Origin of the sequence: Streptomyces sp. NPDC020965 (assembly GCF_044333555.1) — a bacterium.
GTDB lineage: Bacteria > Actinomycetota > Actinomycetes > Streptomycetales > Streptomycetaceae > Streptomyces.
The window spans coordinates 41,811-66,707 of sequence record NZ_JBIRRE010000021.1 but is presented as its reverse complement, the minus strand read 5'-3'; the positions used below and the strand labels follow the sequence as shown (position 1 = coordinate 66,707).

The following is a 24,897-nucleotide window of genomic DNA, read 5'->3' as shown; positions in this document are numbered from 1 at the left end:
AACGACTCCCAATCCGGTGTCACCGCACCCCGGACGAAGAGCCCCGCGAGGGAACGCAGGAACTGATCCCAACCACCCTCACCACGACGCAACGTGCCGACCGTGACCACGGGAGTTCGGGTGGTGGTGTCGTCGGCGGTCGTGGCGGTGTGATGGGCCTCCAAGGTCTCCTCGATGCCCATGACCAGGACCGGATGCGCACTCACCTCGACGAACGCGCCGAAACCCTCCGACGCCAACCGCCTGGTCGCGTCCGCGAACAACACCGGACGACGCAGATTCTCCACCCAATACCCGGCCCCAACCTGACCCTCAACGATCCAGTCACCCGTCATCGTCGACAACATCGGCACCGACCCCGACAAACCCGTCACGCTCGCCAGATCCGCCAGCACCCGCTCACGCACCCGCTCCACCTCAGCCGAATGCGAGGCATAGTCCACCGGAACCCGCTTCACCCACGTCCCCCGCCCAGACCACAACTCCACACACGCATCCAAACCCGCACGCGTCCCCGAGATCACCACCGAACGCGGACCATTCACCGCAGCAATCCCCACCCCCTCCACACCCTCAAGCCACCCAGCAACCTCATCCTCCGCAGCCTGGACCGCGACCATGCCACCACCACCCGCCAACACCTCACGAATCGCCAACGACCGCAACGCCACCACCCGCGCACCATCCACCAACGACAACCAACCACCCACCACAGCAGCCGCGATCTCACCCTGCGAATGACCCACCACCGCATCCGGCACCACACCCACCGAACGCCACACCGACGCCAACGACACCATCACCGCCCACAACACCGGCTGCACCACATCCACCCGCTCCAACGACGCCGCACCCTCCACACCCCGCACCACATCCAACAACGACCACTCCACCAACGGATCCAACGCCGCAGCACACTCCGTCATCCGCTCCGTGAACACCACCGACGAATCCAACAACCCCTGCGCCATACCGATCCACTGCGAACCCTGCCCCGGGAACACAAACACCCGACGCCCCGACACATCCGCCACACCCGACACAACAGAACCAGAGGCAGCACCGGAACCATCCTCGGCGCCATCGGCCAGTTCACCGATACTCGCCAGCAGCGCGTCCCACTCACCACCCACCACAACCGCCCGATGCGCGAACACCGAACGACCCCGCACCAACGACCAACCAACCGCGGACGCATCCGCTGAAACAGCGGCCACAGAAGTTTCGGAAGAAATACCAGTAGTCAGAGTTCCCTCGGTCCCGGCGAGGAAGGTGCTCAGCCGTCCGGCCTGTGCGCGGAGCGCGTCGGCGGACTTCGCCGATATGACCCACGGGACGGTCCGGTCCGACCCCGCGGCAGGGGTCTCCCGCTCGCCGGCCACCTCGTCCATCGCCTCGTCCATGGGCGCCTGCTCCACGATGACGTGCGCGTTCGTGCCACTGATACCGAACGACGACACACCGGCACGGCGCGGACGGCCGGTCTCCGGCCAGTCGCGCGACTCCGTCAGCAGTTCCACCGCACCGGCGGACCAGTCCACGTGCGGCGACGGCTCCGACACGTGCAGCGTCTTCGGCAGCACACCGGACCGCATCGCGAGCACCATCTTGATCACACCGGCGACACCCGCGGCGGCCTGCGTGTGACCCACATTCGACTTGATCGAACCGAGCCAGAGCGGTCGGCCCTCTTCCCGCTCCTGGCCATAGGTGGCCAACAGCGCCTGCGCCTCGATCGGGTCACCCAGCTTCGTACCCGTACCGTGCGCCTCGACCGCGTCCACCTCGGCGGCCGACAGACCGGCGTTGGCCAGCGCCTGGCGGATCACCCGCTGCTGCGAAGGACCGTTCGGCGCCGTCAGACCGCTGCTGGCGCCGTCCTGGTTGACGGCGGAGCCGCGTACCAGGCCCAGGATCCGGTGCCCGTTCTTCCGCGCGTCCGACAACCGCTCCAGCAGCAGGACACCGACGCCCTCGCCCCAGCCCGTACCGTCCGCGTCGGACGAGAACGCCTTGCACCGGCCGTCGGCGGACAGACCCCGCTGGCGGCTGAAGTCAACGAAGATGTCCGGCGTCGACATCACCGACGCGCCACCGGCCAGCGCCAGGGTGCACTCGCCCTTGCGCAGGGACTGCGCGGCGAGGTGGATGGCGACCAGGGACGACGAGCAGGCGGTGTCGAGTGTGACGGCGGGGCCCTCGAAGCCGAAGGTGTAGGCGACCCGGCCGGACGCGATGCTGCCCGCGCTGCCGTTGCCGAGGTAGCCCTCGATGTCCTCGGGGGCGGAGTGCACCCGGGACCCGTAGTCGAAGTACATCAGACCCGTGAAGACACCGGTGCGGCTGCCGCGCAGGCCGGCCGGGTCGATGCCCGCCCGCTCCATGGCCTCCCAGGACGTCTCAAGCAGCAGTCGCTGCTGCGGGTCCATGGCGAGGGCCTCGCGCGGCGAGATCCCGAAGAAGCCGGGGTCGAACTCGGCGGCGTCGTGCAGGAAGGCCCCGACGTTGGTGTAGCTGGTGCCCAGGTGCTCCGGGTCGGGGTGGTACAGGCTGTCGGTGTCCCAGCCCCGGTCCTCGGGGAACGGGGTGAGCGCCTCGCCGCCATCGGCGACGAGGTCCCAGAGCTGCTCCGCCGACTCGACACCGCGGGGAAAGCGGCAGCCGATGCCGACGATGGCGATGGGCTCCTGGTCCTTTTCCTCCATCTCGCGGAGGCGGCGGCGTGCTTCACGTAGGTCCGTGGTAGCCCGCTTGAGGTAATCGAGAAGTTTCTTTTCGTTCTCCACGCCATCACCTCGTGAAACGGGTTCGGTTGAATGAGCGGCTGTCGGAACTCTGCTGGGCACCCGATGATTCGGGTGCGGAGAGCACGACAAAGCGAACCCGCAGTTCTCGAAAAGGCTCGATGGAATCTACGGGCTTAACTATTTGATTGGACAATCGCCAGCGAGCCTGAACGATTCCCACGCTACGGGGGCAGGGGTGGGGGCCGCCAACCCCTACGCCCCCTTAGAGGACCATCCCCGTCTCGGGGTTGCCCGGAGCGGACCGGCAGGGGTCTGCCGCGCCAAGGATGGCCGAATCGATACGGGTCACGCCCTCGGTACGGCGGGCCGCCCAGCGGCCCCCCGTACCGCTGGGCGGAGTGCTACAGGGAGCGCCCGCGATCCGCGACGCGCACCAGCTCACCGACGGTCTCGGTGAGGCTGGGGAGCGCGTCGTACTCCTTCTGGATCTGCTCCGCCGCCGCCTTGAAGGACGGCTCGGCGATGAGCCTGCGGAGTTGGTCGCGCAGCCGGTCGGGGGTGAGGTCGGGGACCTCGGTGACGAGTGCCGCGCCACGCTCGGCGAAGCGCTCGGCCACATACCCCTCGTCCCAGAGCCAGTTGGGGACGATCAGCTGGGGCACCCCGTACCGGATGGCGTTGGTGCGGGTGCCGCCGCCGCCGTGGTGGACGATCGCGGCGCAGCTCGGCAGCAGGGCGTGTAGGGGTACGAAGTCCACCGCGCGGACGTTGTCGGGCAGGTCGCCGATCTCGGCGACCTGTTCCGCGGAGAAGGTCGCCACGACGTCGGCGTCGATGTCGGCGACGGCGTTGACGAAGTCGGCGAGGGTGACGTTGTCGTCGGCGAGTTCACGCAGGGTCAGCCCGAGGGTGAGGCAGACGCGCGGCCTGCTGGGGGCCTCGCGGAGCCAGTCGGGGAGCACGGCGGGCCCGTTGAAGGGGAGGTGCCGCATGGAGAGGGCGGGCTGCTCGCTGGGGAACGACATCCACGGCGGGGCGACCGCGAGGGTGGTCGTGCCGGTGACGAGGGATTCGGTGAAGGCCACTCCGTGCGGCTCGCCCTTGGTCGCGAGCCAGTCGGCGAGCGGGTCGTGGCGGTCGTCGGCGGCGCGTTCCCCGGTGAGCCGGTTGAAGTGGTCGCGCATCCGGCCCCACTGGTCGAGGCCGAAGAGCATCCGGACGTGCGGTGCGCCGACGGCTTCGGCGGCGATGGGGCCGGCGTAGGTGAGGGCGTCCCAGATGACGAGGTCGGGCTGCCACTGGCGGGCGTGGGCGACCAGGTCGGCGGTCATGGTCGAGTCCGCCATGTACTCGTATATCTGGGAGTACTGCGCGAACACGTCGTGGATGTACTGCCAGCTCAGCTTCTCGGGCCGGGTCTCGTTGAGGGTGAGCGCGCCGCCGTTGACCATCTCCTCGCGCGGGGTGGACTGCGCCAGCGCCATGATGTTGAGGTCGTTGCCGACGGGTACGGCGGTGAGGCCGCTGTCGCTGATCGCCTGCACGTTGTCGGGGTGGCTGGCGATGTGGACCTCGTGGCCCGCGGTGGTCAGGGCCCAGGCGAGGGGCACCATGTTGTAGAGGTGGGAGCGGTTGGCGAACACCGTCATCAGGACGCGCATGGGGTTTCTTCTCCGAGCGAAGGTGCGGGTGTGGGAGTGTCGGCCGGCGGTAGGGCCGGTCAGGCGGGGCTGTGGCCGTACTTCGCCGGTTCCCACCAGGTGCGGTTGGAGCGGTACCAGTCGACGGTCTCCGCGAGCCCGGCACGGAAGTCGTGGGCGGGGGTGTAGCCGAGGTCGGCGACCTTGGACCAGTCGACGGAGTAGCGCAGGTCGTGGCCCTTGCGGTCGGTGACGTACTCCACGCTGTCCCAGTCCGCCCCGCACGCCTCCAGGAGCAGGCCGGTGAGTTCCCGGTTGCTCAGTTCGGTGCCGCCGCCGATGTTGTAGATCTCCCCGGCGCCACCGCGGGTGCGGACGCATTCGATGGCGGCGCAGTGGTCCTCGACGTGCAGCCAGTCGCGGACGTTCTGGCCGTCCCCGTACAGGGGTACCCGCTTGCCGTCGAGGAGGTTGGTGACGAAGAGCGGGATGACCTTCTCGGGATGCTGGTAGGGGCCATAGTTGTTGGAGCACCGGGTGACCCGTACGTCGAGCCCGTGGGTCCGGTGGTAGGCGAGCGCCAGGAGGTCGCTGGATGCCTTGGACGCCGAGTAGGGGGAGTTGGGGCGCAGCGGGTCGGTCTCCGGCCAGGAGCCCTTCTCGATCGATCCGTAGACCTCGTCCGTGGAGATGTGGACGAACCGGTCGATGCCGTGGCGGAGCGCGGCGTCGAGGAGGGTGTGGGTGCCGAGGACGTTGGTGCGGATGAACTCGGCGGAGCCGGTGATGGACCGGTCGACGTGGCTCTCGGCGGCGAAGTGGACGATCTGGTCGGCTTCGGCGGTGAGGCGGTCCACGAGCTCGGTGTCGCAGATGTCACCCTCGACGAGGTCGAGGGAGGGGTGTGTCAGGTCGAGGTTGGCCCGGTTGCCCGCGTAGGTGAGGCTGTCGAGGACGGTGACCCGCAGGTCGGGCTGGTCGGTGAGGAGTCCGCGGACGTAGGCCGATCCGATGAATCCGGCGGCGCCCGTGACGAGCAGTCGGGTGCTCATGAGCTGATCTGGAAGGTGCTGTGGTCGCCGAGGACGAGCCGGTGGGCGTTGGGTACGCGGGGTACGGCGGTGCCGTGGACATGGCGGCCGATGAGCGATGCCTCGATGCGGCGGATGCCGGTGAGGGACGAGTCCCGCATCATGATGGAGAACTCCAGTTCGCTGTCGTGGATGCGACAGTTCTCGGCGACGGAGGTGAAGGGTCCGACGTAGGAGTCGCGGATCTCGGTTCCGGTGGCGATGAGGGCGGGGCCCACGATCCGCGAACCCTTGACGGTGGCGCCCTTCTCGATGACGACCCGGCCGATGATCTCGGAGTCCGCGTCGACGTCGCCGTCGATGGCGGTCTCGACGCTCTCCAGGATGATGCGGTTGACCTCCAGGATGTCGACGACGTTCCCGGTGTCCTTCCAGTACCCGTCGATGATGTGGGAGCGGACATCGGCTCCGGTGTCGATGAGGTGCTGGATGGAGTCAGTGATCTCCAGTTCGCCGCGCCAGGAGGGTTTGACGGCCCAGACGGCCTCGTGGATGAGGGGGGTGAAGAAGTAGACGCCGGCGAGCGCCAGATCGCTGCGGGGGTGTTCTGGCTTCTCCTCCAGGCCGATGACGCGGCCCTGTTCGTCGAGGACGGCGACGCCGAAGGCCCGGGGGTCGGGGACCCGGGTCAGCAGGATCTGTGCGTCGGGGCGCTCGTCACGGAAGCGGTCGACAAGTCCGGTGACGCCGTCGATGATGAAGTTGTCACCGAGGAACATGACAAAGTCGTCATCACCGAGGTAGTCGCGGGAGATGCGGACCGCGTGGGCGAGGCCGAGCGGCTCGTCCTGGGCGATGTAGGTGACGTCCACCCCGAAGGCGGAGCCGTCACCGACCGCGTCCTGGACCTCCGGAGCGGTGTGTCCGACAACGATGCCAACGTCGGTGATGCCCGCTTCGGCGATCGACTCCAGGACGTAGAACAGGATGGGCTTGTTCGCAACGGGCACCAGTTGTTTGGCTGATGTGTGTGTGATCGGTCGGAGCCGTGTACCGGATCCGCCAGACAAAACGAGCGCTTTCACCCAACCCCCTAGGTCTAGCCGGCTGGAGAGATACCCGCAGGAGCGGGGACACGCCGTTGGGGGTCGCGTCGCCGCCGTGAATTTTTCCGCGGTCCGGCGACAGCATTTTTACTCGGGGGCCCCGGCCGGGATAACCCCTAATCGGCCCGGGGCGGCCCCTATGTCGGCCCGTAGCACCTACGTTGAAGGGGTGAGCGCCCTTGCCATGACGACACGACAGAGCGCAAGTAATCCGTAAGTAAAGTAAAATTTATATTCACCCGGCAAGTGGCATGCGATATATTCATACGTACGTACGCGACATCTGAACGGGGAGAGGGTTGCGACGATGGTGTTCGTGGAACGCGACGAGGAACTGCACGCCTTGGGAGGGTTGCTGGGTGACGCCACCCGGGGGCACGGGAGAGCCGTACTGATCAGTGGCGCCATAGCCTCCGGCAAGACTGCCCTCCTGGAGGCACTGTCACACCACGCTCTCGACTCGGGCGCGCTGCATCTCGCGGCGACCGGGGCCAAGGCAGAGCGTGAGCTACAACTCGGCGTGGTGGATCAGCTCTTCCGGAGCGTGCCCCTGCCCGCCGATCAAGCCGCGCATATCGCTGAAATCGTCACAGTGGACGCATTACTGCCGGGCGAGAGCGAGCTGGAGTCCCGCACGCTCCGGCAGCCCGAGGCCCATCGGATTCACCAGATCTGTGCCCTGCTTCAGGATATGTCCGAGAAGCGTCCGATCGTCCTGACGGTCGACGATACCCACTTCATGGACGGTTCCTCCTGGCAGGTGCTGCTCTACCTTCAGCGTCGTATTCGTTCGTCGCGCATCCTGATGGTCCTCACGACTCGCCAGCAACAGCGCCATGGCCACTCTCCCTTCCACTCGGAGTTCGCCCGCTACCCGCATGAACGCATCCGCCTGCGGCTGCTGAGCGAGCGCGGTGTGGCGGCACTGGCCGACCACTTCCTGCCGCCGTCCGGCGCGCGTCAGTTCGCCTCCAGCCTCTATGTGTTGAGTGGTGGAAACCCGCTGCTCGTCAAGGCTCTGCTGGAGGACAGCTCGGCCGGAGCCGCGGCCGAAGGCGGACAGCAGTCCGCCCCGGACAACGCGGCCTTCGGCCACGCCCTCGTGGAGTGTCTGCACCGCTTCGAGGCACCACAGCGCGCTGTGGTGCACGCCCTCGCCGTACTCGGCGACCCGGCGTCCGAGAGCCTGGTGAGCCGGTTGTCGGGGCTGACGCCCGCGGCGGTCTCGCAGGCCATGTCCAATCTCAACGCCGTGGGCATCGTGGCGGGCGACGGGTTCAGACACCCGCTCGCCGCCAACGCCATCCTGGAGAGCCTGGACGCGACCAAGCGCGCCGGCCTCCACCTGCGGGCCGCCGAGCTGCTCCGCGAGGACGGTGCCCCCGCCTGGGAGGTGGCGTCCCATCTCGTCCAGGCGGACCGGGTGGACGTCGACTGGGCCATGGACACCCTGCTCGACGCGGCGGGCCAGGCGCTGAGCACCGACCGCCAGGGTCTGGCGATGCGCTGCCTCACCCTCGCCCTCAAGGGGTGCCCGGACGACGAGTCACGGACCGCGGTGCACAAGGCGCTCAACCAGATCGAGTGGCGGGCCAATCCCGCCGTGGCCGCCCGCCATCTGCCGCAGCTCTACCAGGCGATGCGCGAGGGCCGGCTCGCCGGCCGCGATGCGGTAGGTGTCGTACGGCATATGTTCTGGGCGGGCAGCCCGCAGGCCCGGACGGCCTTCCAGGAGGCATCCGCACAGCTGGGTTCCCCGGTCGACGCGCCGGTGCTGGCCCAGCTCAGACTCACCCACCAGTGGCTGTACGGGGTGGGGCACCCGGTGCCGGGCAGCTCGGTGGCCGACCGGGACGTGCCGCCGATCCACGAACTGCGCACGGCGGGCGGCAGCCTGTGGTCGCGGGCCGAGGTCGTCCTGGCCGCGTCGGTGCGGACCGTCGAGGACCGGGTGGTGGACGAGGCCGAGCGGCTGCTGCGCAGCTGCCGCGTCGGAGAGGACACCCTGGAGGTGATCGCCGCATCGGTGGCCACCCTGACCACCGCGGGCCGGCTGGACCGCGCGGCCGGCTGGTGCGACTCGCTCATCCAGGAGACCCAGCGCTGCCACGCCCGCACCTGGCAGGCGCTCTTCACCGCCCTGAGCGCGGACATCGCGCTGCGGCAGGGCAATGTCTCGGCCGCCGCCGCGCGCGCCGGACACGCGCTGCGGCTGCTGCGGGTGCCCGGGTGGGGCGTGGTGGTGGGCCTGCCGCTGTCAGTGCTGCTGGCCGCGCGTACGGCCATGGGCGATCTGGAGGGCGCGGCCGAGACCGCGCAGATCAATGTGCCGGCCGGGATGTACGCGACGGTGTTCGGCCCGCGCTATCTGCTCGCCCGGGCGCGGTACGGACTGGCCGCCGACCGGGTACTGGCCGCCGTCAGCGATCTGGAGCAGTGCGGTGAGATGCTGCGCGAGCGGAATCAGGACTTCCCCTCGCTGGCACCCTGGCGCACCGAGTTGGCCCGGGCCAACCTCGCCATGGGTTGGGAGCAGACCGCCCGCCAGCTCCTCACGGAGCAGGGCGAGCTGCCCGGCGGGCAGTGCCCGCACACCCGGGGCGGCGCGCTGCGGGTGCTGGCATCGGCCAGCCCGCTCAAACAGCGGCCCGCCCTGTTGCGGGAGGCCGTCGACGCCCTCCAGAACTCGGGCGACCGGCTGGAGCTGGCGCAGGCGCTGTCCGATCTGAGCCAGGTCCACCACACGCTGGGCGAGTTCCGGCGGGCGCGGATCATGGCACGTCGGGCGACGCAGGAGGCCAAGGCGAGTGACGCGGAGGAGTATCTGCGGCCCGCGCAATCGGCGCCGGTGGACGGCGAACCGGCCGAATCGGGCGGCGGTTGCTCCGCGACGCCCACGCTGAGCGACGCCGAGCGGCGGGTGGCGACCCTGGCCGCTCTGGGGCACACCAACCGGGAGATAGGGCGGCAGCTCTACATCACGGTGAGCACCGTCGAGCAGCACCTGACCCGGGTCTACCGGAAGCTGAACGTCAGCGGTCGATCGGATCTGCCGGCCGGCCTCTCGCTCCAGCAGGTTCCCGGCGCCGCCGCCCGCGCGCGCTGACCGGGGGCCGGGTACGGCCGAGGGTGCCGGCGTCACCGGGGTCACACCCCCGGGCCGGCCCCCGGCACGTCCGGCGCCGGGAGTACGGTGCCCCGCACACGCGACCCGGGCCACCCCCCTACCGAGGGGGGTGGCCCGGGTCGCCGCTGTCGGGACAACCTTTAGGCGGCGCGGCCCGCCTTGAGCGCGGCCGCGATCTCGACGGCACGGCGGGCCTGGTGGCGGGCCGCACCCAGAGACGCCTCACCGGGCGCGCCTTCACCGGCCACATGGGAGGCGCCGTAGGGGTTGCCCTGCTGGGACTGGACCGGGTCGGTGTAGCCGGGGGGCACGATGACGCCACCCCAGTGGTAGAACGTGTTCGCCAGCGCCAGGAGGGTGGATTCCTGCCCCCCGTGCACGGTGCTGGAGGCGGTGAAGGCCGAGTACACCTTGCCCACGAGCTTGCCCTGGAACCACAGCGGACCGGTGGACTCGATGAACGCCCGCAACTGACTGGCGGGGTTGCCGAAGCGAGTGGGAGTGCCGAGCAGCACCACGTCGGCCCACTCCACGTCATCGAGGCTCGCCTGCGCGACGTCGGCGGTGTCCTGAAGGTGCTGGGCCCACTCCTGCCTGGTGTTGACCACCTCCTGCGGGACCGTCTCCGCCACCTTGCGCAGTCGGACCTGCGCGCCGGCCTTCTCCGCCCCCTCCGCGGCGGCCTGCGCCAAGGCGTGCACGGTGCCCGTAGCGCTGTAGTAGACAATCGTGACATTCACGGATTCCGACATCGGATCTCTTCCTTCATCATGGCGATAGTGTTCCGTTCACCCAGTACGACGACGTAGCCCCGCGAAGTGTGAGGCGGGCGCGCACCTCACACTTCGCGGGGCTGTCTCGTCGGTCAGGGTGAGGGGCACAGCGACCGAGGGAGTCGGCGGGGACCATGACCAACGCATCCGGGTCCGACCACGGCGAGCCCGATCCGGGCCTGCGCGCGATCATGAGTGAGCGGCACCAACTGATCAACCTCTCGTACCGGCTCCTCGGCTCACTGACCGAGGCCGAGGACGTCGTGCAGGAGACCTACACCCGGTGGTACGCCATGTCCGCGCAGCAGCGGGAGGCCATCGACTCCCCCGGTGGCTGGCTGACGACCGTCGCCAGTCGCATCTGCCTCGATCTGCTCGGGTCGGCACGGGCCAGGCGGGAGCGGTACGTGGGTGAATGGGTCCCGGAGCCACTGCCCGCGGGTACGGAGTGGATCAGCGGCCGTTGGGGCGGCGGCACCACGGCGGACCCTGCCGACCGGGTGACCCTCGACGAGTCGATCAACATGGCCTTCCTCGTCGTACTGGACCTGATGACCCCGGCCGAGCGCGTCGCGTTCATCCTGCACGATGTCTTCCGCTACTCGTTCGACGAGGTGGCCGCGATCGTCGGTCGAACGCCGCCGGCCTGCCGGCAGTTGGCCTCGTCGGCCCGGCGCCGGATACGCACGTCGCAGTCCGCCGCGGCACCGGCCGCCCTGCGCGCCGACACCGTCAGGGCCTTCAAACAGGCATGGGAGGCCAAGGACATCGATGCCCTCATCGGCCTGCTGGCCCCTGACGCCACCGCGACCGGCGACGGTGGCGGACTCGTACCGGCCGCGCTCCGCCCGGTCGAAGGCGCCGAGCGGATCGCGCACTTCTTCGCGGGCCGGATGGATGCGATGCCCGGTGTGACGCTCCTGGAGAGTGCGGTCAACGGTCAACCGGGACTGGTCGCCCAGGTGGACGAAGTCTCCATGTCGGTACTGGCCTTCGATATCGAGGGCGACCGGATCAAGCGGATCTGGGCGGTGCTCAACCCCGACAAGCTCCGACCGTGGCGGGCCGGCTGAGCCGGGCCCGGCGTGCCGCCCCGATCGGCAGGCAGGTCGGCGAGCACCGCGCACGCCATAGGCGGCGGATCGCGGCAGGTCGCCGGTCGTCCAGGTGCGGAACGGTGTGGTGTCAGGTCGACGCGCGGGCCGGGGTCGGTTCCTGACGGAGTCAGGTCGTCCTGGTACCGGGAGTGCCAGACTGACAGGGTACGGCCGTCCACCAGCAACTCGCCGATGTGGCGCATCCGTTCGCACCACGGACCTCGACGCGGACCTCAACACGGCGTCGATGAGGGGTCGTTCCGCGCACCGTTCCGGTAGGCCCGGTCCAGCCGCGGTTCCTACTCGCCCACCCGTTGTACGTCGGGCCGGCGGGAGCGCCGCTGACCGAGGGCGCAAGACGATCGCGCGGCGAGCACACCGTCGCGCAACGGCCTTCGACGGCCGGCCCCTTATCGGCACCCCCGGCGCGGGTGGAATGGCCGTCGTCATCCCCGGCCGTCGGCACGGCGCACACTACGGGGCCGCCCGTTCACCTCTCTTCGGCATCATTTGACCAAGAAATGGCACCGGCCCAACACGCCGAAGCACAGCCTTGACAGCGATCTATCCGATAAACATACTCACCTAATCAAGCACGCGTGGGGCCGCTGGGGGGGTTTCGTGGCCGCCTTCGCATCGCCGGGGTGATATTCGTGAAGCATGACGGCCGTCCGCATTTGGTCCACCCGCAGAGCGGCATGGCGCTGCCTGTTCTCCCCGCTCCAGAGGTACCGGAGACATGACCTCAGTGCAACAACTCGGCCTCCTACGGAACCATTTGGCGCTGGCGACACTCAGCCCCCGCGCGCAGCCCACCCCGGGGTTCACGGATCCCGCCACCCTGTGTCGCGATATCTATCGCACCGAGAATTCACTTCCTCGCCCTCATCGGCTTTCGCACGCCACCCGCTCGCATCACCATTGTTGGCGTGACAAATCGCCATACCTTCTCCGCTGACGGCTTGGAAGGAGTAAACGACATGACTGACGTGGGATTCATTACGACAGCATTCGAGGCACCGTCGAAAGTAATACGATGGAGGGAAGCGCAGTCACCGAAAATGCAGAACACCGCACCCCCCATGGTGGAATTCCGAACGCTGGGTCCTTTGGAAGCGCTGGTGGCCGGCCGGCCGGTGGATCTGGGCGCACCCAAACAACGCAAGCTGCTCGCATTGCTGGTCAGCCGAGTCGGTCAACCGGTGCCGCTGGACGTGATGCTGGAGACACTGTGGGGAGAATGTCCGCCGCCGTCTGCGGTGACCTCACTACAGGCATATGTGGCCAACCTCCGCAGGGCACTGGAGCCGGGCCGGGCGCCACGGGCGCCCACGAAGGTGCTGCACACCAGTGACCGGGGCTATCTGCTGGACGTCCACGTCGTCGACGTGGACGTCCAGCGGTTCAAGACGCGCGCCAAAGCGGGGTGGGAGGCATGGAACAGGGGCGATCCGCAGGAGGCATTGAGCGAGTTCGAGGCCGGGATGGCGCTGTGGCGGGGCGAGGCATACACGGAGGTGTGCCAGTCGGTCCATGTGGCGGCCGATGCGGCACGACTGGAGGGCCTGCGACTGTCGGTCGTCGAGGGGTGTTGCGCGGCGCTGCTGGCCGTGGGGGCCCATGAGGTGGCGGTCGCCGAGCTGGAGGCATTCATGCAGGCCCATCCGCTGCGTGAGTACGGCTGCGAGCTGCTGAGCCTGGCGCTGTACCGGGCCGGGCGGCAGGCCGACGCCCTGGCCGTGCTGCGGACCAATCAGAGACGGCTGGGCGAGGAACTGGGCATCGACCCCAGGCCGGCGCTACAACATCTCGAACGCGAGATCCTTCGCCATGCTCCGGCCCTGGACTGGCGGCCGGTCCCGGCCGGACCTGGCATGGCGGCGTCGGGCGGACCCGAGGCCACACCGCAGGTCCGGGTGTCCGCGCCGGCGCGGACCGGGCCAGCGTCGGATGCAGAGGCCTTCGTCGGCCGCGAGGCGGCGCTCCGGCACCTGACCGCCGCCTCGGCAGCGGCGGCGGTCGGCCGGGGCCGGGTGCTGACGGTGTCCGGTGAACCGGGCATCGGCAAGACCAGTCTGTTGCGCCGCTTCGCCGAGCTGGCGGAAGACCGGCCGGTGCTGTGGGCCGCCTGCCCCGAGCACGTCGCCACACCACCCCTGTGGCCCTGGCGGCAGGTGCTGAGCGTGGCGGGCACCCACTGCCCGCGGCGTCCGGTCCCGGATGCCGTGGCCGAGGTGCTCAACGGGGAGAACCGACAGCCCCTGGACGACGCGGTGGCGGACGCCACCACCCTGCGGCAGTTCGACGCGATCGTTCACTATCTGACCGGCGCCTCCCAGGCCACACCGCTGGCGATCGTGATCGATCAGTTCCATCAGGCGGACCCCGGCTCACTGCGGCTGCTGGCCCACCTGGCCGAATCGGTACAGGCGAGTCGTCTCCTGGTGGTCGTGTCCTACCGTTCCGACAAGGCGGCGGCCCTGGCCGAGACATCGGCCGCGCTGGCCCGCGCGGAGATGACACGGGTGGAGCTGAGCGGCCTGAACGCCGCGGAGACCCGGGCGCTGGCGAGCGCGATGCTCCACCGGGAGGTGAGCGGGGCCACGGCCGACGATCTGCGAAACCGCACCGGGGGCAATCCGTTCTATCTACGCGAACTGATCAAGGTACTGGAGAACGAGGAGCGCGCGAGCCGGACCCGCACGACCTCGCTGCCGCCGGTGCCGGCGCCAGTACGGGAGGTGGTACTGGGGCGGATCACCCAACTCGGCCCGACTGCGGCAGAATTACTCTCCGTCGCAGCCGTCGCCGGCCTCAGTTTCGCCATCGACGTCGTCGCCGATGCCTCCGCCATCGAGATCGAGGAGGCGCTGAGGATCGTCGACACCATCGTCACGGCAGGGCTGATCGGAGAGGACCAACAGCGACTGGGCTGGTACTCCTTCACCCATGCCCTCACCGCCGAGGTGCTCTTCCAGAACATGGGGCGGCTGCGCCGGGTCCTTGTGCTGCGCCGGATCCGTGCCGCGGCCCTGCGGCCACGGAAGGGGAGCATCACCGGCTCCGCCGAGTGAACCCCGGATCCGCGCTCAGCACTCCATCCGCCCCGGTCGACCACTGAGCGCGCCTCGCCGTGGAGCCGGAAACCGCCGTGCCGCAGTCGTCGGAGACCGGCATCGGCGGTGCTCGCGTACGCGCCCGGCCTCTGCTCGCGACCCTCGCGGTCTGCCCACGGTCCGTTCGAGAACTCGCACACCGCGCGCCATTCGCCCCGGTGGGCCGGTCACACGACGGTCACCGATCAAGTCGAATCCGGCCACCCCGGCGAAGGCACCAGACGACAGTCGTTCGCCTCCGGGTTCACGCTGCACGGATCGACTGCCGCTCGGGCCCGTCCGTACGCTCCTGCCGACCAGCCGCCAAGCCGACGCCAAGCCGACGAACAGTCCCAATCAAGCCCCATGGACCACACTGGTAGACATACGCAGCGCCGTTACGATCCGGCCAGGCGCCGGCACGGCAGAAATGGAGGGCCCATGTGCGAGACCGCTGAGTCACCAGAACTTCACTCGGCCGTCGGGGGACCCTCTTACCCACGGGACGTACCGTACGCGGACGGTCTGGTCTGCTCCGTCCTGATCGCGGACGCGTTCCCGGCCACCACGAGGCGCCGCACGGCTTCGCGGGCCACCGATCCCAGCGCCGCCGCGCCGGCGAACGGTCGAGCCCCCGGGACCGGGACCGTCCCGGCGGGATGTCGCTCCCAACCATCGCGGCGTGCTGCGCTGCCGAGGAGTGACCTGTTCCCGCGGGTCATGTGAACACTCCCCCAGCCCGGGGCTGCGCTCCCTCACGACGCGATCACAGACCGCGGGACACCGCGGCGGCGAGCCCGTCGGCGCCCACCGGACCGGGGACTGCCGCGTACGTCATGCCGGAAGGAGACCCGCGCGGCAACGTCATCAACCACCGAGAGGGACTCGACGAAGTACGGGGGAAAAGTGAAGATTCAGGTCTTGGGCACGTTGTGTGCCGAGGTCAACGGGGCATCGATCGTCCCGACGGCCGGTAAACCACGGCAGATTCTGGCCCTGCTCGCCCTCCACCCCGGACGCGTGGTGCCCGTCACCACGCTCATGGAGGAGCTGTGGGCGACCAAGCCGCCGCAGAGCGCACTCGCGACCCTGCAGACCTACATCCTTCAGTTGCGTCGGCACCTCGGCGGCGCCATGGGGACCCATACACCCGGCACGGCCAAGAAGGTGCTCGCCACCCGGCACAACGGCTACGTGCTGGAGGTACCCGCCGACTGCGTCGACGTGCACACGTACGAACGCAGGATCACGGAGGGCCGGTCGGCCTTCGAGGCCGGTGACGACGCCGTCGCGGCCGACCGTTTCCGGCAGGCGCTCATGCTGTGGCAGGGTCCGGCGCTGGTCGACGTGCGGGTCGGACCGGTCCTCCGGATAGAGGTCATGCGCCTGGAGGAGAGCCGCCTCGGCACCGTCGAGCGGAGGATCGACGCCGACCTACGGCTCGGCCGACACGCCGGGCTTCTCCCCGAACTGACGCAACTCACAGCGCGCCACCCCCAGCATGAGGGTCTGCACTCGCAGGCCATGCTGGCGTTGTACCGGTCAGGACGACAGGCGTCCGCCCTCGACGTCTACCGCAAGCTGCGCATCCGGCTGATTGAGGAGCTGGGTGTCGAGCCCTCGCCGCAGGTGCAGCGACTGCACCAGGCGATGCTGGTCGTCGACCCCCAACTGGACGTCGCCGCCGGGCCGCGGCGCAACTCGACGTTCGACCTCTACGCCGCCTGAGCCGCCGCGGGGGGCCTCCGGCCGAGGCCCCGGGGGCCCCCGGCTGGGAGAACCCTCGTCATCCGTCGGCAGGCGCCACGGCACGGTCGTCACGGGCCGCGGTGCCTGCCGGGAGTGCCACCCGGCCGGTACGGAGCCGGTTGCCCGTGCGGGGGTGCGTCACGTCCGGGACAGGCGTGCCCGCGGCCGCGACGTACCCCCGGCGAACGGGAGCGTCGGACCGGACGGCTCAGCTCCGCTTCGTCGCGCACATGACGACACGGTTGATGATGGCGTCTGCGGGAATGTCGGCGGGATCCTTGGCGCTCACCTCCGTGACGTCGAACCCGCATTCCTCCAGCCAACTCCGGTAGGTGGACACCTTCTGTAGGCCGCCGCGTCCCATGACGCAGCCGAGTATGTAGGCCGGGAAGAAGTCGGCCTGGTAGTCGTCGGTGTCCGTGATGTCCTCGGGATACACGGCCGCGAGGACGACGATCCGCCCACCGGGCTCCAGCGCCCGGTGGGCGTTCCTCAGGATGGTGAGGACCTCGTCCTTGTCGTACATGTCCACGAAGTGCTTGAGCAGCACCACGTCGTAGCCCTCCGGGAGGGACTCCAGGACGTCACCGCCCACGAAGGAGCAGTCCTCCGCCACACCACGCGCCTCGAAGTTCCGCAGGCACTCGGCCTCCAGTGCCGGCCGGTCGAAGGTGGTCACCCGCAGTCCGGGCGACCCCTTCAACTGACAGGTCATGACCGCCCCGAGCCCGGTGCCGCCCAGCACGTCGAGCACCCGGGCCCCGGCCGGGACATCGAAGCTGCGGAAGAACCAGGGATAGACGCTGGCGGTCTCGTTCTGAGCCAGCGGTCCCCATGCGGCACGCACCTCCGCCACCTCGGCCGCCGCCTCGAACATCGTGCCGTCGAAGCCGTAGAGCTCCTTCAGGCCGACCACGCTGCCGGTCGACACGCTGTCAGCGAGGTAGTACAACTGCCGCAACATGCCCGTCTTGATCATGCCCATAAAGGTCAGGACGCGCTGGAGGTCCGTCTCGGCGACCTCCGCGAGCGCATCGAGGGTATAGCCGCCGATGGCCTCGTCCCGGGCGACGAAACCCTCCTTGACCAGAAGGTAGAGCAGTTGCTCCACAGCGTCGGGCTTCACGCCGACGGCCACGCCGAGTTCGGCCGCGGTCAGTCCGGCCTCCTTGCGGAGCGCCTCGATGATGCCGAGATCGAAGCAGGCGTGGAGATTCATGAAACGCGTGGGTCCCACCATGTACTCACGCATCCGGGCGAGTACGGCTTCAGGATTGGACACAGGTATCCCTTCGGATCGACGTACCGGGCGGGGGCCTCGCCCCGGTGCTCCCGGCCACCGAGTATCGATAGCGCCACTGGAGCGCCGGTGGAGCGGGACTCTCGGCGCGGCTCCGGAATCCACGCGGTCCCCCGGCCAAGCTCCCGGGCGGGGTTCACCGCGCCACCCGGGGGCAGGGGCAGGGGCCGGGGGCCGGGGCCGGGCTCAGGTCTTGCGGTAGGCGACCCGGTGGGCCATGTCCGCCAGTTCCCCGCGCCACACCTGGTCGAGGGGGGCGTCCGCGATGGCCTTGCGGCCCCGTTCGACGAGGACGGCGATATGCCTTTCGACGTCTACGGGGACACCCGTGTCCACGAGGCGGCGACGCACCTCGTCGGGCGTGTGGCCCGGCTCCGTGATGAGGGTGTGGATGTGCTCGTCACGCTGCATCGCCCAGCCCAACAGCAGCGTCATCTTGTGCTGGGTGAAGTCGAGTCCGGTGGGCTTGCCGGTGTCCGCGGAGTCACCGAAGGCGTCCAGCAGGTCGTCACGGAGCTGGAACGCCTCGCCCACCGCCTCGCCGTACTCCTCCAGGGCCGGGGCGAGGTCGTCGCGGCCCGCCGCGTTCGCACCCACCACAAGGGGACGGTGGATGGTGTACCGGCCGGACTTGATTCTGGCGATCAGTCGGGAGCCGCGGGGGTCGACCGAGAACTCGGCGGCGGCGTGGACGTCCATGTACTGGCCGATCATCACCTCGGAGCGCAGCTTGTTCCACTCCCGGACCGCCGACCTCGGCGCCTCGGCCATCAACTCCCCGGAGTAGACGAGCGCGAGGTCACCGACGAGCAGTGCCACGCCCTCGCCGTAGCGGCGTGACTCGCCCTGCCAGCCACGGCTGTCGTGCAGCGCTGTGTACTTCGTGTGGACGGTCGGCACTCCGCGTCGCTGGCTGGAATCGTCCAGGACGTCGTCGTGGACGAGGGCGGACATGTGCAGCATCTCCAGGGCGGCGCCGGCTGCCACGATCCCGGGCTCGTCGGGATCACCGCCGGCGGCGAGATATCCAGTGATGCAGAAGGCCGGCCGGATGCGCTTGCCACCCGATGTGATCAGCTCGGCGAGCGCATCGATGGGAACGACCGCCCGTTCGTGCACCCCGGCCCAGAGGTCGCGCTCGGCCGCGAGGAGGGAGCGCAGCCTTTCCTCGACGCGACGGAGCAGATCGGCACCGGTTCGGCGAGCGAGGGCGACAGCCTCCCGATCAGCAGCCCCCTGACCAGAGACCTCCCGACCGGGAGCCCCCTGGTCGGGGACCTTCCGGCCGGCAACTTCCTGACTGGTGGTTTCCTGACCAGGGGCGGTGGTCATGTCCGACGTCACGGGGATCTCCTCGGGTTCGGCTGGAAGGGCATGGGAGCGGGAGCGCTCCGATGCCGTCCGAACGGTCGCCGCGGCCCGGCCGGGTACGCGCCCGGTCCGGGTGATGACGCCCACTCGGGAGAAATCTGGAGTCTGCCTTTAGGGACGGTCGACAGCGAATGGACCGTGAATGGTGAGCGTTGACATCCTGAACTGTCGCGTGGAAACCTCCCTTTACATCGGGCCGGAATCGAATGGGCGCCGTCTGAGGCACGGAAAGCACCTGACGCACTCTTTCCACCGCATAAGGGCCACTGCGCGCCGCGCCGCATCCGAGTCCCTTACCGCGACTCCCCCATCGCCCTCTTCCCACGGACCATCGAATCGACGACGACTTCGCGATCCACTCAGGAGTTTCACATCGTCCGTGCCGGTCGTCGGGCAATCCATCTCACAGAGGAGATCGAATGGAGACACCCACCCGCCCCGTAAGTCCAACTCAAGAACCCGGCGTGGCGACCGGATCCACCCTCTGCGCCTCGCGCATCCGGGAGCTGGCGGGCAACCTGCGCGCGCTTCCCGGCCTCTACCAGGAGAGCCTGCACCACATTTCACGCGTTTCCGGACGGATGAACCTCACCCGAGTCTCCGGGAGTCGGAGCAGTGATCACCTCAACATGTCCGCGCTCGATGCCCGACACAACATCCTCGCCATTCTCGATTCATGGGCCGAGTTCGTCGCCGACGGACTGGGCGACGCCAATCCCGGGCATTCGGTTCCACATTTGACAGATTTTTTACTGCACCATCTGGAGTGGCTCACCCAACAGCCACCAGCGGCTGATTTCGCGGACGAGATCAACGGTCTGCGGCTGGAGCTGCTGCACACCATCGACCCAGAATCCGGTGAATTTCCGGCACTCACCCGGGATTGCGTGGTGACCGACTGCACGGGAAAGATCACCACATCGCCGCAGAACGGCGGAAAACCGGCCGGAAGAAGCATCCGGTGCTCGTCGGGACACACCTGGGAAATGCATGAGTGGATCACTCTGCGACCGCTCATGGCCCGACAGGGCAAGGGTGCCCGCGCATGAAGCGACCGCCGCGCCACCGGCTGCTGCCCACCCGCGTGGCCGCGCTCGCCGCCGGGGTGTCCGAAGCGACGATCCGCAAGTGGGTGAGTCGCGGGAAGATCACCCGCTATGGAACGCCGGGCCGGTCCGAGTTCGACATCGACGAACTCACTCAGATAGTGATGCGAAGGCGGACATAGCCCTGTCCGGGGGCAGCGACCGGGTCAGCGCACGGTCCGTCAGCGGTCCCGCGGCCCCGGTGTAGGTCTCCGGCTCGAACAGGTCGGTCAGCCGGGCGTCGGCGAGGACCGCCGACGCCCGGCCGTCCTCCCGCAGGACATCGGCCAGCGGCTCGCCGGTGCGCGCCGATCGGGCGGACGCCTCGTTCAGCAGGTCACGCGCCCGGGCCTTGCCGAGCGACGGGGCGAGGACGACGGCGATCCGTTCGGAGACGATCCGTCCCCCCGTGATCCGGGTGTTGGCGCGCATCCGGCACGGATCAACCGACAGCTCGGAGACGAGTTCACCCGCCTGGTGCGCCGCGCCCCCGGCCAGCCGCAGCAGGGCGCGCAGGGGCTCCCATTCGGCGTGCCAGCCCCCGGCGGACCGCTCGTCCTCGCTCGGCAGACAGCCCAGCACCGTCGCGGCGAGCTGCGGTGCCTGCAGCGCGGCGGACCTGATGGCCGTGGCCAGTACGGGGTTGCGCTTGTGCGGCATCGCCGATGACGCGCCCCGGCCGCTGGGCGCCGGCTCATGCACCTCGGCGACCTCGGTACGGGTCAGCGACAGCACATCGACGGCGATCTTGCCGAGGGCTCCGCAGACGAAGGCGGCAGCCATGGCCGCGTCCACCACCGGCGTGCGCAGCACCTGCCACGGCACGAGGGGGGCGGACAGCCCCAGCTCCGCCGCGAACGCGTCCGTCAGCTCCTGGACGTAGGCGGCAGGATCCGCTTCCGGCGCGTGTACGAGGTATCCGGCCAAGGTGCCGGCCGCGCCCCCGAGCTGGACGGGAAGGCCCCCGCCGACCAGTGCGTCGAGCTTGTCCACCGCGTCCAGGACGAGATGGCGCCAGCCTGCCGCTTTGAGGCCGAAGGTCGTGGGGACCGCGTGCAGGGCGAGGGTCCGGCCCGCGATCAGGGTGTCCCGGTGTTCCCGGGCGAGTGCGGCCAGCGCCACTTCGACGCGTTCGAGGTCGGCGCGGATCAGCCGCAGGGCCCGGCCGACGACCAGGACGGTCGCCGTGTCGAGGATGTCCTGACTGGTCGACCCCCGATGCACGTACGGGGCCGCCTCCGGGTCCCGGTCCGCCACCAGCGCGGTGAACTCCCGTACCAGCGCCACCACCGGGTTGGCGGACTCGCGCGCCTGCCGGGCCAGGGCGACCAGATCGAGCCGGTCGGCCCGCGCGCAGTCGGTGATGGTCCCGGCTGCGGTCGCGGGCACCGTGCCGAGCCGGGCCTGTGCCCGGCTCAGAGCCGCCTCGGCGTCCAGCATGGCCTGGAGCCAGGCCCCGTCGGACACCACGGCCACGACAGGGGTGGCCGCCCACACCGGGGACAGCAGACCGACGTCCACCGGCACCGACGGCGAGCAGGCCCCCGGCCCCGCGTCCGCGGTCGGGCTGGTCTCAGTGGGCAGGCTGGTCTCAGTGGGCAGGCTGGTCTCAGTGGGCAGGCTGGTCTCAGTGGGCATAGGTGACCCCTCCACTTCTCGGTACCGGGTGGGCTTCCGGTCCGTCATCGGTCGGACCGCCAGCCGTGGCCGCCGTCCCCACCGCACCGGTTCTGGCTCGTCCGCTCCCGCCGCCACAGGCCAGCGCCGCGCGGGCAATGGCGTCGGAGTGCGTAAGCGTCACCGAGTTGACACCCGGCCGGATGCCCGCGGCCGTCGCCCAGTGCACCGGCTCCGTGGGCACGCCGAACGCGAAGCGGCGCGGATGCGCCCGTCCCGCCGCGTCGATCAAGTGGAACGGCATCTCGGTGACGGCCACTCCGTCGCTCTCATACGTACCGCCGGAGCGGGTACGGATGCGGTAGGCGGTGCACTGCCCGGTGGCCAGCAGATGGCGCAGCAGCGGATCGTCCGTCCGGCGCAGGGTGATGTCGGGCAGCCGTGCCTCGACGAGCGCGTCCACGCGGACCTCGGAACCGGGCACGAGCGGCGAATCAGCGGTGTACCCGGTGTCGTCGCCCCTTACCCGCAGGCTTGGCCCGACCACCGTGAGCACACCGGCGTCGATCAGGGCGATCATCTCCTCGACGCGCCGCGCGGGCGGGCCGATCGACAGGAACGCATTGAGCGGGGTGTACCAGTCGTCCAGGTCGGTGCGGTGCGAATCGCCGTGCAGACCTCCGTGGTCGACCGCGAGGCGGACCTCATTGCGCAGGTCCCGCAGGACGTCGAGGGCAGCCTTGAGGGGGCCGCTGACATTGCCGCACCTGGCTTCCGCGACGTCCTTGCGCAAGTGGTCGAGGAGCCAGTCGGTGAAGTCCCGGGGGCCGGTGAACTCCCGGTCCCGGTAGGGCCGGGCGATCAGCTCCCAGTCCCAGCGGTCCTTCTCACTGATGCCGTACGCCGAGAGGACCGCGTCCTTCTCCCGCTCCCCGGGTCCGGCCGTCAGGAAGTCCTCCTGGAGCCGCTCCGCCCTGGCGATGTGTCCGCGTGACGTGAACAGCGTCCGGTAGTAGACGGCCTCCACCTCCCGGGAGATCAGCGGCCACAGGTCCTTCCTGAAGTCGAGGCCGCAGCGCTCGTGGGTGCGGCGCAGCTCCGCGATGCGGTCGGCGGTGAGCAGCGACGGCTCGTGCCGACCGTGCGGGCCCTTCTCGTTGTCCCCCCGGGCCTGGTACGGGATGCCCCGCCGGGAGCCGGCGTAGATGTGCGGCTCCCGGCCGCAGGGGTGGTAGACGAGCCGCCCACCGGCGCGGGAGAAGGATCCACCGCGGCCGGCGGTGAGTCCCGCCAGGTGGTCGAAGAAGTTCAGCCCGAGTCCGCGCAGCAGCACTCTGGTGCCCGGGGCCAGCACGTCCAGGTCGACGTCGGCCGGGTTGGCCGGTTCGATGTGGACCACACCCGCCTTCCGTACCCGGGAGGCGAACTCCCGCTCGGCGGTGTCGGCGCGGGCCGGTAGGTGTCCCTGGCACAGGATTACGGCGTCCAGGCCGGCGAGTACGGTTCCGTCGGCGAGCACCACCCGCTGCGGGGACCCGTCCTCGGCCTGCGGATCGTCGTCGAGGGCCACCGCGAGGGAGGCGTGCACGGTGACCGTCAGCCCGCTGGGTGCGCCGTCGATGGTCCGCTGGTACGCCCACCGCAGGTATCGGCCGTAGAAGGCACGGGTCGGGTAGGTGTCGGGCCCCAGCGCGCGGGCTTCATCGAGGACGTGGGCCGGGAATCCGTCGCCGAACCGGCCCGCGACGAGCGCCACGGCCCATTCGTGCAGGCTCGGTCCCGGTTCCAGGGGTCCCCGCAGGGTCACGGAGGCATCGGTGAACACCGATATCTGTCCGGCCACGGTGTTCATGAGCAGGTGACGGGACTGGTCGGTGCGCCACACCTTGCCGGAGCCGGGCGGGTAGGGGTCGACCACATGGACGTGGACAGTGCTGCCTTCGGGCTGGGAGCGGGCGTTGGCGCAGAGCCGTTCGACCACCGAGAGCCCCCGTGGGCCGCTGCCTATCAGGCCCACGGTGCAGTGTCTCGTTGTCATGGTTCCTGTTTCTGCCGATGTCGAGGAAGACAGCGCGGGCCGCGGGGTGTATGCCGGGCGTCCCCCCGGCTGAGGCGCCAGGTCGGGCGCCGACTTCACCACTCGACCAGCGCGAATCCCGCCGCCATGCCTCCGCCGAACCCGGCCAGGAGGATCAGGTCGCCCGGTCGGAAGGCTCCCGTACGGGCGGCTTCCGCCAGGGTGATCGGGATGGACGCGGCGCCGGTGTTGCCGTAGCGCGTCAGCGTGAGGTGCATGGTGGCGCGGGGCAGGGCCAGTTCGGCGAAGACGGCGTCGAGCATGACGCCGTTGGCCTGGTGCGGGACGAAGTGGCGGACGGCGTCGGGGCTGACCCCGCTCTCGTGGAGGAACTGCTTGGTCAGCAGGGGCAGTCGGTCCTCGACGAAGCCGCGTACCGCCCGGCCGTCCATCGTGAAGTACTGGAGCCCGGCGTCGAGTGCGGCCCGGTCGGTGGGGAGCCGGCTACCGCCGGCCGGGACCTCGATCAGGCCCGACAGTTCGCCGAAGGTGTGCGTGGCGATATTGCGGATGCGCGCTCCCCGCCCCGGGCCCAAGACCATCGCGCCGGCGCCGTCGCCGAACAGGACGACCGTCCTGCGGTCGGCCGGGTTCAGGATGCGGGAGTACACGTCGGCGCCGATGACCAGGGCGTATCCGCCCCGTCTGGTCAGGATGCCCTCGGCTGCGGCGAGTGCGAACACCTCGCCGGAGCAGACGGCGTTGATGTCGAACGCGGCAGCGCCGACGGCGCCGAGCAGGTGTTGGGTGTAGGCCGCGGTGGGTGGCTGGGGCCGGTCGGGTGTGGACGTGGCGACGACGATCACCGTCAGCTCGTCGGCGGTGATCCCGGCCGACCGCAGTGCGGCCCGACCGGCGGCCGCGGCCAGGTCCGATGTGGCCTGCTCGGGGGTGGCCCAGCGGCGTTCCCTGATCCCGGTCTTGCGGATGATCCAGTCGTCATCGACGCCCGCCGCCGCTCCGGCCTCGTCATTGGAGACAGCTCGGTCCGGCACATGAGCACCCGTACCGAGGATCCCGACTTCAGTCATGCGCCGTCTTCCCCTCAGGTGGACTTGGATGGGCCGTGCGTACGGTCGTGA

16 protein-coding genes are annotated in these 24,897 nt (G+C 69.6%); 6 read left to right on the top strand and 10 right to left on the bottom strand.

All coding sequences use genetic code 11. The features are described from left to right. The 4 genes from ACH4S7_RS36160 to ACH4S7_RS36145 all read right to left on the bottom strand — a co-directional run. Positions 1–2,786: type I polyketide synthase (locus ACH4S7_RS36160; RefSeq protein WP_398525675.1), on the bottom strand; the 2,786-nt coding region annotated here is incomplete at its 3' end. Between the two features lie 362 nt (positions 2,787–3,148). After that, on the bottom strand, positions 3,149–4,408 hold the full coding sequence (locus ACH4S7_RS36155; RefSeq protein WP_398525674.1) for an activator-dependent family glycosyltransferase: 1,260 nt from the start codon (positions 4,406–4,408) through the stop codon (positions 3,149–3,151). Positions 4,409–4,467: 59 nt separating this feature from the next. After that, on the bottom strand, positions 4,468–5,439 hold the full coding sequence (rfbB, locus tag ACH4S7_RS36150) for a dTDP-glucose 4,6-dehydratase (protein WP_398525673.1): 972 nt from the start codon (positions 5,437–5,439) through the stop codon (positions 4,468–4,470). Next, positions 5,436–6,503, bottom strand: coding sequence for a glucose-1-phosphate thymidylyltransferase (locus tag ACH4S7_RS36145; protein ID WP_398525672.1), 1,068 nt, complete (start codon positions 6,501–6,503; stop codon positions 5,436–5,438). Before ACH4S7_RS36145 ends, rfbB begins: the two co-directional genes overlap by 4 nt. Before the next feature lie 337 nt (positions 6,504–6,840). Between ACH4S7_RS36145 and ACH4S7_RS36140 the strand changes: the two genes are divergently transcribed. Then, positions 6,841–9,630 (top strand): AAA family ATPase, encoded by a 2,790-nt coding sequence (locus ACH4S7_RS36140; protein ID WP_398525671.1) that lies wholly within the window; start codon positions 6,841–6,843, stop codon positions 9,628–9,630. 161 nt (positions 9,631–9,791) lie between these two features. On the opposite strand, the gene wrbA is transcribed toward ACH4S7_RS36140, so the two are convergent. Beyond that, positions 9,792–10,403, bottom strand: coding sequence for an NAD(P)H:quinone oxidoreductase (gene wrbA, locus ACH4S7_RS36135; RefSeq protein WP_398525670.1), 612 nt, complete (start codon positions 10,401–10,403; stop codon positions 9,792–9,794). 155 nt (positions 10,404–10,558) lie between these two features. Here wrbA and sigJ point away from each other — a divergent pair, with 155 nt between their 5' ends. From sigJ to ACH4S7_RS36120, 3 genes are all read left to right on the top strand, one after another. Beyond that, entirely contained in the window at positions 10,559–11,497 is a 939-nt protein-coding gene (gene sigJ, locus ACH4S7_RS36130) for an RNA polymerase sigma factor SigJ (protein WP_398525669.1), read from the top strand. A gap of 1,106 nt (positions 11,498–12,603) precedes the next feature. Continuing rightward, a complete protein-coding gene (locus tag ACH4S7_RS36125) occupies positions 12,604–14,595 on the top strand; it encodes a BTAD domain-containing putative transcriptional regulator (RefSeq protein ID WP_398525668.1) in 1,992 nt (663 codons plus the stop codon). 927 nt (positions 14,596–15,522) lie between these two features. Then, positions 15,523–16,344: a BTAD domain-containing putative transcriptional regulator gene (locus ACH4S7_RS36120; protein ID WP_398525667.1), complete on the top strand. Its 822-nt coding sequence runs from the start codon at positions 15,523–15,525 to the stop codon at positions 16,342–16,344. A gap of 229 nt (positions 16,345–16,573) precedes the next feature. Here the strand turns inward: ACH4S7_RS36120 and ACH4S7_RS36115 are convergent, their stop codons facing one another. Further along, on the bottom strand, positions 16,574–17,647 hold the full coding sequence (locus ACH4S7_RS36115) for a methyltransferase (protein WP_398525666.1): 1,074 nt from the start codon (positions 17,645–17,647) through the stop codon (positions 16,574–16,576). Positions 17,648–17,851: 204 nt separating this feature from the next. Next, positions 17,852–19,009 carry a polyprenyl synthetase family protein gene (locus ACH4S7_RS36110; RefSeq protein ID WP_398525665.1) on the bottom strand — a complete coding sequence of 386 codons (1,158 nt, stop codon included), beginning with the start codon at positions 19,007–19,009 and terminating at the stop codon, positions 17,852–17,854. Positions 19,010–19,455: 446 nt separating this feature from the next. Here ACH4S7_RS36110 and ACH4S7_RS36105 point away from each other — a divergent pair, with 446 nt between their 5' ends. Both ACH4S7_RS36105 and ACH4S7_RS36100 read left to right on the top strand, forming a co-directional pair. Continuing rightward, positions 19,456–20,085, top strand: coding sequence for a hypothetical protein (locus tag ACH4S7_RS36105; RefSeq protein ID WP_398525664.1), 630 nt, complete (start codon positions 19,456–19,458; stop codon positions 20,083–20,085). Continuing rightward, complete coding sequence (locus tag ACH4S7_RS36100) at positions 20,082–20,264, top strand: hypothetical protein (protein ID WP_398525663.1); 183 nt, start codon at positions 20,082–20,084, stop codon at positions 20,262–20,264. Before ACH4S7_RS36105 ends, ACH4S7_RS36100 begins: the two co-directional genes overlap by 4 nt. On the opposite strand, the gene ACH4S7_RS36095 is transcribed toward ACH4S7_RS36100, so the two are convergent. From ACH4S7_RS36095 to ACH4S7_RS36085, 3 genes are all read right to left on the bottom strand, one after another. After that, positions 20,233–21,759 (bottom strand): adenylosuccinate lyase family protein, encoded by a 1,527-nt coding sequence (locus ACH4S7_RS36095; protein ID WP_398525662.1) that lies wholly within the window; start codon positions 21,757–21,759, stop codon positions 20,233–20,235. The two genes, ACH4S7_RS36100 and ACH4S7_RS36095, sit on opposite strands and share 32 nt — an antisense overlap. Next, positions 21,749–23,776, bottom strand: coding sequence for an FAD/NAD(P)-binding protein (locus ACH4S7_RS36090; RefSeq protein ID WP_398525661.1), 2,028 nt, complete (start codon positions 23,774–23,776; stop codon positions 21,749–21,751). Before ACH4S7_RS36090 ends, ACH4S7_RS36095 begins: the two co-directional genes overlap by 11 nt. 95 nt (positions 23,777–23,871) lie before the next feature. Beyond that, on the bottom strand, positions 23,872–24,846 hold the full coding sequence (locus ACH4S7_RS36085) for a 3-oxoacyl-ACP synthase III family protein (protein ID WP_398525660.1): 975 nt from the start codon (positions 24,844–24,846) through the stop codon (positions 23,872–23,874). Between the last annotated feature and the right edge of the window lie 51 nt (positions 24,847–24,897).